Annotated in this window: 7 protein-coding genes; 1 reads left to right on the plus strand and 6 read right to left on the minus strand. The window is 35.0% G+C overall.

Annotated elements, in window-relative coordinates:
* Nucleotides 1–617 precede the first annotated feature (617 nt).
* The 6 genes from dnaJ to Cyrtocomes_RS04600 form a co-directional block, all read right to left on the minus strand.
* Nucleotides 618–1,769, minus strand: a complete 1,152-nt coding sequence (gene dnaJ, locus Cyrtocomes_RS04575) for a molecular chaperone DnaJ (RefSeq protein WP_322498018.1) — start codon at nt 1,767–1,769, stop codon at nt 618–620.
* A 127-nt stretch (nt 1,770–1,896) separates the two neighbouring features.
* Nucleotides 1,897–2,763 (minus strand): tRNA (adenosine(37)-N6)-dimethylallyltransferase MiaA, encoded by an 867-nt coding sequence (miaA, locus tag Cyrtocomes_RS04580; protein ID WP_322498019.1) that lies wholly within the window; start codon nt 2,761–2,763, stop codon nt 1,897–1,899.
* Nucleotides 2,753–3,817 (minus strand): UDP-N-acetylglucosamine--N-acetylmuramyl-(pentapeptide) pyrophosphoryl-undecaprenol N-acetylglucosamine transferase, encoded by a 1,065-nt coding sequence (locus Cyrtocomes_RS04585; RefSeq protein WP_322498020.1) that lies wholly within the window; start codon nt 3,815–3,817, stop codon nt 2,753–2,755. The genes miaA and Cyrtocomes_RS04585 overlap by 11 nt, the downstream gene beginning before the upstream one ends.
* Nucleotides 3,810–4,256: a transcriptional regulator NrdR gene (gene nrdR, locus Cyrtocomes_RS04590; protein ID WP_322498021.1), complete on the minus strand. Its 447-nt coding sequence runs from the start codon at nt 4,254–4,256 to the stop codon at nt 3,810–3,812. The genes Cyrtocomes_RS04585 and nrdR overlap by 8 nt, the downstream gene beginning before the upstream one ends.
* Nucleotides 4,257–4,498: 242 nt before the next feature.
* Nucleotides 4,499–5,833 (minus strand): phosphoglucosamine mutase, encoded by a 1,335-nt coding sequence (gene glmM, locus Cyrtocomes_RS04595; protein WP_322498022.1) that lies wholly within the window; start codon nt 5,831–5,833, stop codon nt 4,499–4,501.
* Nucleotides 5,833–6,390, minus strand: coding sequence for a NifU family protein (locus Cyrtocomes_RS04600; protein ID WP_322498023.1), 558 nt, complete (start codon nt 6,388–6,390; stop codon nt 5,833–5,835). The genes glmM and Cyrtocomes_RS04600 overlap by 1 nt, the downstream gene beginning before the upstream one ends.
* Before the next feature lie 255 nt (nt 6,391–6,645).
* Here Cyrtocomes_RS04600 and Cyrtocomes_RS04605 point away from each other — a divergent pair, with 255 nt between their 5' ends.
* Nucleotides 6,646–6,924 carry a hypothetical protein gene (locus Cyrtocomes_RS04605; protein WP_322498024.1) on the plus strand — a complete coding sequence of 93 codons (279 nt, stop codon included), beginning with the start codon at nt 6,646–6,648 and terminating at the stop codon, nt 6,922–6,924.
* Nucleotides 6,925–7,332 lie beyond the last annotated feature (408 nt).

The raw sequence follows: 7,332 nt of genomic DNA on the forward strand, positions 1-7,332 counted from the left end.
ATGGAAAATGAGGCTTTCCCAAGGCTGTAGAGGATCACGCAAAGAGCCTTTTTGACTGCCGTTTCACGGTTATACCGACGATCTCCCTTCACAAAATTCAAGTCACATGCTTTATATTTATAGCGCTGAATCCCGCGCACATGGCCATTCTTATGCGTATCTTCACTTTTGCAACAGGTTTCAGATGATCATCTGAAACCAACCTAATTGAGTATTTTAATAGCATTCTATCAAAAACTATCTAAATGTGAAGTCTCTCGATGCTTTAGTTAAATTCTTTAATACGCAAATCTTAACTTGATTTACTATAAAATTCAATAAGTTGTCTCAGGGTATAAAGATGCAAAAGCTAAGCTGTATAATATAATTATATAATGAGTCATTTTGCTACACTTAACTTAATAATAACTAAAGTATTTTCAAAGTTAGCACTCTTTTATGGCAATTTAGCTATATAGCATATTAAAAATAAATATAATAAGCTGTATTATCTACCTATACCATCTCAAATAAAACAGCTCTATACATATCTTTTCGCAACTTCCAGAATCATAAATCTAATTTTAGATAAATCCCAAAAACCATATCAATTTCATTCATTTAATAATGGCTATATATCAACCAGTTATATCCTTCCATATATCCTTCACTTTTTTAAAAAATCCATTAGATTTTGGGCTACATGATGGCAAAGAAGCATTTTCAAATTCTTGCAATAGCTTTTTTTGCTCATTACTAAGTTTTACCGGCACCTCAACATATACCTTTGCATATAAATCACCAAATTTTTCTGGTGATTTAATTCTAGGCATACCTTTACTAGAAATTTTAAAAACCGTTCCATTTTGAGTACCTTCTGGTACTGAAAGAATCGCTGAACTCCCATCTATAGCAGGTATTTCTACCTTACCGCCCAAAGATGCAACTGTCATTTTAATAGGCATATCATAATATAAATCCACATCCTTTCTTTCAAAAATCTTATGCTTCTTTATAAAAACGAATATATACAGATGACCAGAAGCCCCACCCCTAACACCTACTTCACCTTCATTTGCTATTCTAATCTTCGTCTCATTATCAACCCCAGGAGGTATTGAAACCTGTATCTCCTTATTGCCTACTACCCTACCCTGACCATGACACTTTCTACAAGGATCCTTAAGCGCCTTACCACTTCCAGAACAAGTCCTACATGTACTTTCTACCACGAAAAATCCCTGCTGTGCTCTCGTTGCTCCACTACCACCGCATGCTATACAATTTACATAAATACCACCGTCGGAGCTTCCAGCTCCATTACAATCAACGCATTTGACTGCAGTACTATATTTTACAGATTTCTTTTTTCCAGTAAAAGCCTCTTCCAATGTTATAGTTAAGTCGTATCTTATATCAGAGCCTGGTATTGCAGTAGAAGCTTTTGCTCTTCTTGAGGCCCTACCTCCACCCATAAAATTTTCAAATATGTCTCCAAAAACATCTGAAAAATCTCCAAACCCTGATGAATTAGCAGAGGCCCTTTGCTGACCACTTCCTCCTTGAGAGAACGGAGAATTACCATACGAATCATAGGAAGCCCTTTTTTGTGGATCTTGTAATACTTCATATGCTTCGTTAATATCTTTAAATTTTTGTGTTGCACCACTATCACCTTGATGTTTATCAGGATGCCACTCCTTCGCCATTTGTCTATAGGCTTTCTTTATTTCATCCTGAGTAGCGGTACGAGCAACTCCCAATACTTTGTAATAATCTTTTTGGCTCATTTATATAGTTAAAAATTCTTCCCTAAGGTAGAGTTTAGATAGTATCTATAAACATCACATTCAAGTACTAAAAAGCTAATTTTAGGTAAATTTTAATGTTAAAGAAACTTGATATATTAAAAACAACCTAATTTACAATACAGTCGTATATAAATTGATGTCTAAACCAGGTTAATTGTCTTTTTGCATAATTTCTAATTTTTTGTTGAGCTAATATAGTGGAATTTTCTAATGTTGATTTATTCTCTAAGTACGCCACTATCTCCTCCATTCCAAGTATCTTTGAAGCAGTACTACTACAACCAACTTTTATGGCATTCTCAACCTCCTCCAACACACCATTATACAAAGAATCTAAAAATCTTTTATTGCAATTACGATAAATTAGATCTCTTGGCACCTCCTTATTTATTAAGAAAAATTCATCTCTTTTTGAAGCTCCAATATTTTCAATGTGCCACTGTGATAAAGGAACTTTTGTTTCATAATAAACCATTAATCCTCTTTGTATCCTTTTTATATCATTCTTATGCACCCTTTCTGCAAGTGGCCTATCTACTGATGCCAACATATTATGTAGATCCACACCACTCATAGATAGTCTATATACAAAATTCCTAGTTTCTTGTGAAATATCAGGAAGTTGAGAAATTCCGTTAATCAATGCCTTGATATACATCCCACTACCGCCAACAAAAATGACCCTCTTTGTACTATTTTGTAGCTCATTTTTTACTAAGTTCAGCCAAATATTAACCGAAAACTCATCTTGGCAACTTATTACCCCATATAATTTATGTTGAATCGCAGATTCTAGCGGCTGAGCCGTCAATAATGGAAGCTCTTTATAAACCTGCATTGAATCTGCGTTTATAATAATGCAATCCAGCTTATCCGCTAACCTAACAGCAAGTTCCGATTTTCCAGTAGCTGTCGCACCACATATAACTAAATGCTTGTTATTAGATTTATGAATTATCTTTTCAAGCTCCACTTATAACTTCTTCAATAAAATCCCTTATAGTTTTTTTTTGCTGCATACCTTCAATATAAGCAAGGTTATTCTCAATTTTTTCATAAAGCCTTTTATCGCTCATTAAATTGGATATTGTATTAGAAAGAAGTTCTGCATTCAGAACTTTTTCCTCTATCAGTATTGCAGCCTGATTATCCGCAAGGTATTTTGCATTAAAGAGCTGGTGGTTGTTTGCTGAATTTGCTAGTGGAATCAATATAGAAGGCTTCCTCAAATATAGAATCTCAAAAATAGAAGAAGCACCAGCCCTTGCTATTAATATAGAGCTTTGTGAAAATAATTCTAAAATATTTTCACAAAATTCTTTAACCTCTGCATTAATACCAGAAGCTATATAAAATTCTGTAACTTTTTTTATATCCTCCCTCCGTACTTGATGAAAAACCTTAACGTTATGCTTATTTTTTAGCATATTAATTGAATCTGGAATTACCTTAGAGAATAAAGATGAACCCTGGCTCCCACCTATAATTGTTATTATAGTATCTGTGGTGGTTTTTTGCATGTTTTCAAAAGCTACTCTATTTGGTGGTCTCAGCACATGAACCTTCTTTTGGTATCGTGGCTTTACAGAAACATTTGGAAATGATGTGATAATATATTGCGCAGCAACCATCATAAGACTATTTGTTTTGCCAACAACAGAATTTTGCTCATAGATTATTATCGGAACTCTCGCAAGAAACGCGGCTACACCAGCAGCAGCGCAAGGGTATCCACCAAAAGAAATTACTAAACGCGGCCTCTTAATAATAAAGACAATAGCCAGTTTAAGGGCATAAAACATTATTTGAAATATGATGATAAGCTTGCACCATAGCGCATAACCCATCCTTTTTAATCCCAATACTTTTATTTTATTATCACCAATATTCTTAAAATACCTCAGCCCCCTAGAATCTGTTATATACTCTATATCAATACGTTGCTTGAGTTCCTCCCCAAGCACTTGCGCAGGTATAACATGACCACCTGTACCACCCGCAGCAATAACCAAATACCCTCTATTCATCTGATACTTTTTGTATAAAAGAAGTAAAATCTGCTATGGAATTAAAATCATAATAGACTGATGCATACCGTATGTACGCCACTTGGTCTATAGATGATAACTCCTTCATAGCCAAAGCCCCTATATAATTTGAAGTAACCTTATTTTCTTTCCTTATGATCTTAGATATTCTCAAAACAGCCTCCTCTATTACCTCGTGCTGCACGCTACGCTTCCTTACAGCAATTTTCATAGAATGAAGCAATTTATCAATACTAAATGGGACATTAGACCCATTACGCTTTATAACAAGAATTTCCGGTATTAGCAAATATTCAAGAGTCCGAAAATAAGAGCCACAATCACTACAATAACGCCGCCTCTTTATAATCTCTCCATCTTCCGAATGCCTAGAATCTTTTACTAAAGTTTCCTTATTCTCACAAAACGGACACTTCAATTATAGCCAAATCATTAAAAATTCTAATTGTGTAAAGATATCATTTTAGTAAAAACAAAGCTACACCACATTCACGATTTATTGCATGCTAAGATGGGCGGTATAGATATAACTTTGATCCTTATTAAAGAGCATAAGAATTGTAAAACACAGAATTTCCTGATACTTATTAAATCTTTTCATGATTTATCTCATATTGATGGCTTTTCACCAAACTTAAATTAATAGCTATCCATACTGCCCTAAGATGCACTAATTAGTACATTTTCTAGACTGCTTGAAGCATAATTCACTGTACGCTCATCTCTTCCTTCAATTATAACCCGCACAACCCTCTCTGTACCAGACTTCCTAATCATTAATGATAAATCTGGATACTCTTTTTTTATTTTGTCTAAGATACTTTTGATTGATTCTTTTTCAAGTATATCGTCCGCACGATAAGGAACATTTATGCAGCTTTGCGGATAAAGATCAAACGGCCTTGCAATCTCACTTAACTTTTTTCCTGATTTTAATAAAACCAAAATAATACGTAATGCCGCAATTAACCCATCACCAGTAGATGAATAATCTCTGAAAATTATATGACCAGATTGCTCCCCACCAAAATTAAGATTATGCTCCACAAGAGATTTCATAACGCTCTTATCCCCTATTTTTGTTGAGTGTATAACATCTATACCCATTTTTGATAAGAAATCTGTTAATGCACTATTTGAAGCTTTAGTGATAACAATTCCATTATTTCTAAGCAACTCTACCTCTTTCATATAAAGGGCCAACATACAAATCAGGTAATCACCATTAATACCTCTTCCATTTTCATCACATATAGCTATTCTATCTGCATCCCCATCTAATGCTATACCTATATCAGCGCCATTCTCTAAAACCGCCCTCCCCACATTTTCAATGCAATTAGAACCGCAATCTCTATTAATATTAATACCATTAGGCGCGCATCCAATACTAATAACCTCGGCACCTAATTCCCATAAAACCTTAGGTGCTATTTTATAAGCCGCACCATTAGCAGCATCGATAACAACTTTAATTCCGCTAAAGGTTGTATTTTTAGGTAAGGTATTTTTAACATATTCTATATATCTACCAGGCGCATCCTCCATCCTATATACCCTCCCTAAATCTTCTGGCTCTACTAAAGTGATACGATTGCAATTTATTATATCCAATATATTAGATTGGCATGAATCGCTGATTTTATGACCAGAATTATCAAAAATCTTTATCCCATTATCTTGATAAAGATTATGGGAAGCTGAAATCATAATACCGAAATCCGCTCTCATTGATTTTGTTAGCACAGCAAGAGCGGGGGTTGGCATAGGCCCAAGTAGTGTAACATCAACACCGACAGATAGCAGGCCTGCAGTGAGAGCAGATTCCAAAAGATAACAAGAAAGCCTTGTATCCTTTGCCATAATCGCGGAAGGTCTCTTAAATGTCGGCTTTAGGCCAAGATGAAGACCGATAGCAGAACCAATTTTTAGCATGTTCTCGGGAAGTATAGGATAAGAATTAACCTTACCCCTTATCCCATCTGTTCCAAACATTATACCTGCTCCACTGATACTACCTCAGGCACAAAATGCTTCAATGTCCTTTCTATTCCAGCCTTTAATGTAAAAAGAGACTGCGGGCAACCAGAACAAGCACCTTGCATTCTCACAAAAACAACACCATCTTCAAAACCACACATTTCAATATCACCACCATCAGCCTGAACAGCTGGACGTATTTTTAGATCTATAACATCACTTATTTGCTTTTCAAGCTCGGTCTTAAGACCATTTGGATAATCTGCCACATACTCTTCTATCATAATAGGATACCCTGCAGATATATGATCCATTATCGCAGCCTGTATATTAGTACTCAGCATATCCCATTCAAATTCTTCTTTTTTTGTAACAGATATAAAATTACTAGCTAAGAACACAGATTTTACACCATCTATGTGCAGTATGTGCTGAGCCATTGGAGAATTTTTTGCTTCTTCAAAATCAGAAAAACTTGCAGCACCCATACCCTTCAAAACCTGTATATTAAGCAAAAACTTAAGGGTCTCAGGATTAGGAGTTTCTTCTATCTCTATTCTCAGCGAGCTCATTTAAATAACCTTAAGTAGTTCCATAATCCATGGGCATTATACTCGCTGTAATGCAATCCATCAATGATTTATTTTTATCAAAAAAGCTAGTTACGATAAAAATTATTATATGCTGGATCTGAATTATTGAGCCTAAATTTTTGAACAAATATGAGAAAATTATAATTTTAACCACTCTATGAATATGTTGTCGGGGTATTGCTTTATCATATCGCCACGCTATGATCACGATCATACTTTAATACTGCGCGAATTATGTCAGATTCACATAACGCTATAATAAGCAAGTCGGACGTTATATCATCTAGTTTTTTTGCTATAAGACAGTATACCGTTACTGATGGTGACGCATACGCATTCTATTCTGGCATGTCTAAAATGCTGGCAAAGTGTATAACGAATCAGGGAGATCCACAATCTGGTATATATAGGCCGTTTAATCCGCTTTATAGCACACAAAACGATCATCACGCACGCATCGGTTTAGGGATCTATAGCCAAAGCGGTGATACTGCTCAACCTATGAGTAGTTAATTATATATACGCTTATGATGAAAAAAGTGACCCACTTGTAACATTCTATCAAAAAATTGACGCATGCTTTGGCCTTAGCGATGATAAAAATTACACACGCACAGAACATGGTCTTACCTTTAAGAATAAGTATGAATTTATCCTAGGCAATCCCAATCCACGTAGACTAGACCCTTCAGAACCTCCGTTTGTAAAACCTTATTCTATATATAAAGTTGGTCTGGTATTAGGCTTCAATATAAAAGCTGTATGCCCAGAAGAAGATAGACATTATTATAAATTCATACTGTATAGGCACTGTTAACAAAGGTTGTATTTAATAGATGCTAAAGCTATAAAGGCAAGGAAAGAGAGATCGGATTTCTCAAATCGTAATGCTAAGCGTCGATTTTCTTTGAGTTTAGCGAA

The sequence above is a fragment of the Candidatus Cyrtobacter comes genome (assembly GCF_034470605.1).
Classification (GTDB): Bacteria; Pseudomonadota; Alphaproteobacteria; order Rickettsiales; family Midichloriaceae; genus Cyrtobacter; species Cyrtobacter comes.

Bases quoted from the DNA above. Each gene is read 5' to 3' on its own strand.
- Cyrtocomes_RS04585 (WP_322498020.1), bottom strand. From the start codon at position 3,817: ATGAATAGAGGGTATTTGGTTATTGCTGCGGGTGGTACAGGTGGTCAT.
- dnaJ (WP_322498018.1), bottom strand. From the start codon at position 1,769: ATGAGCCAAAAAGATTATTACAAAGTATTGGGAGTTGCTCGTACCGCT.
- Cyrtocomes_RS04605 (WP_322498024.1), top strand. From the start codon at position 6,646: ATGTCAGATTCACATAACGCTATAATAAGCAAGTCGGACGTTATATCA.
- Cyrtocomes_RS04600 (WP_322498023.1), bottom strand. From the start codon at position 6,390: ATGAGCTCGCTGAGAATAGAGATAGAAGAAACTCCTAATCCTGAGACC.
- glmM (WP_322498022.1), bottom strand. From the start codon at position 5,833: ATGTTTGGAACAGATGGGATAAGGGGTAAGGTTAATTCTTATCCTATA.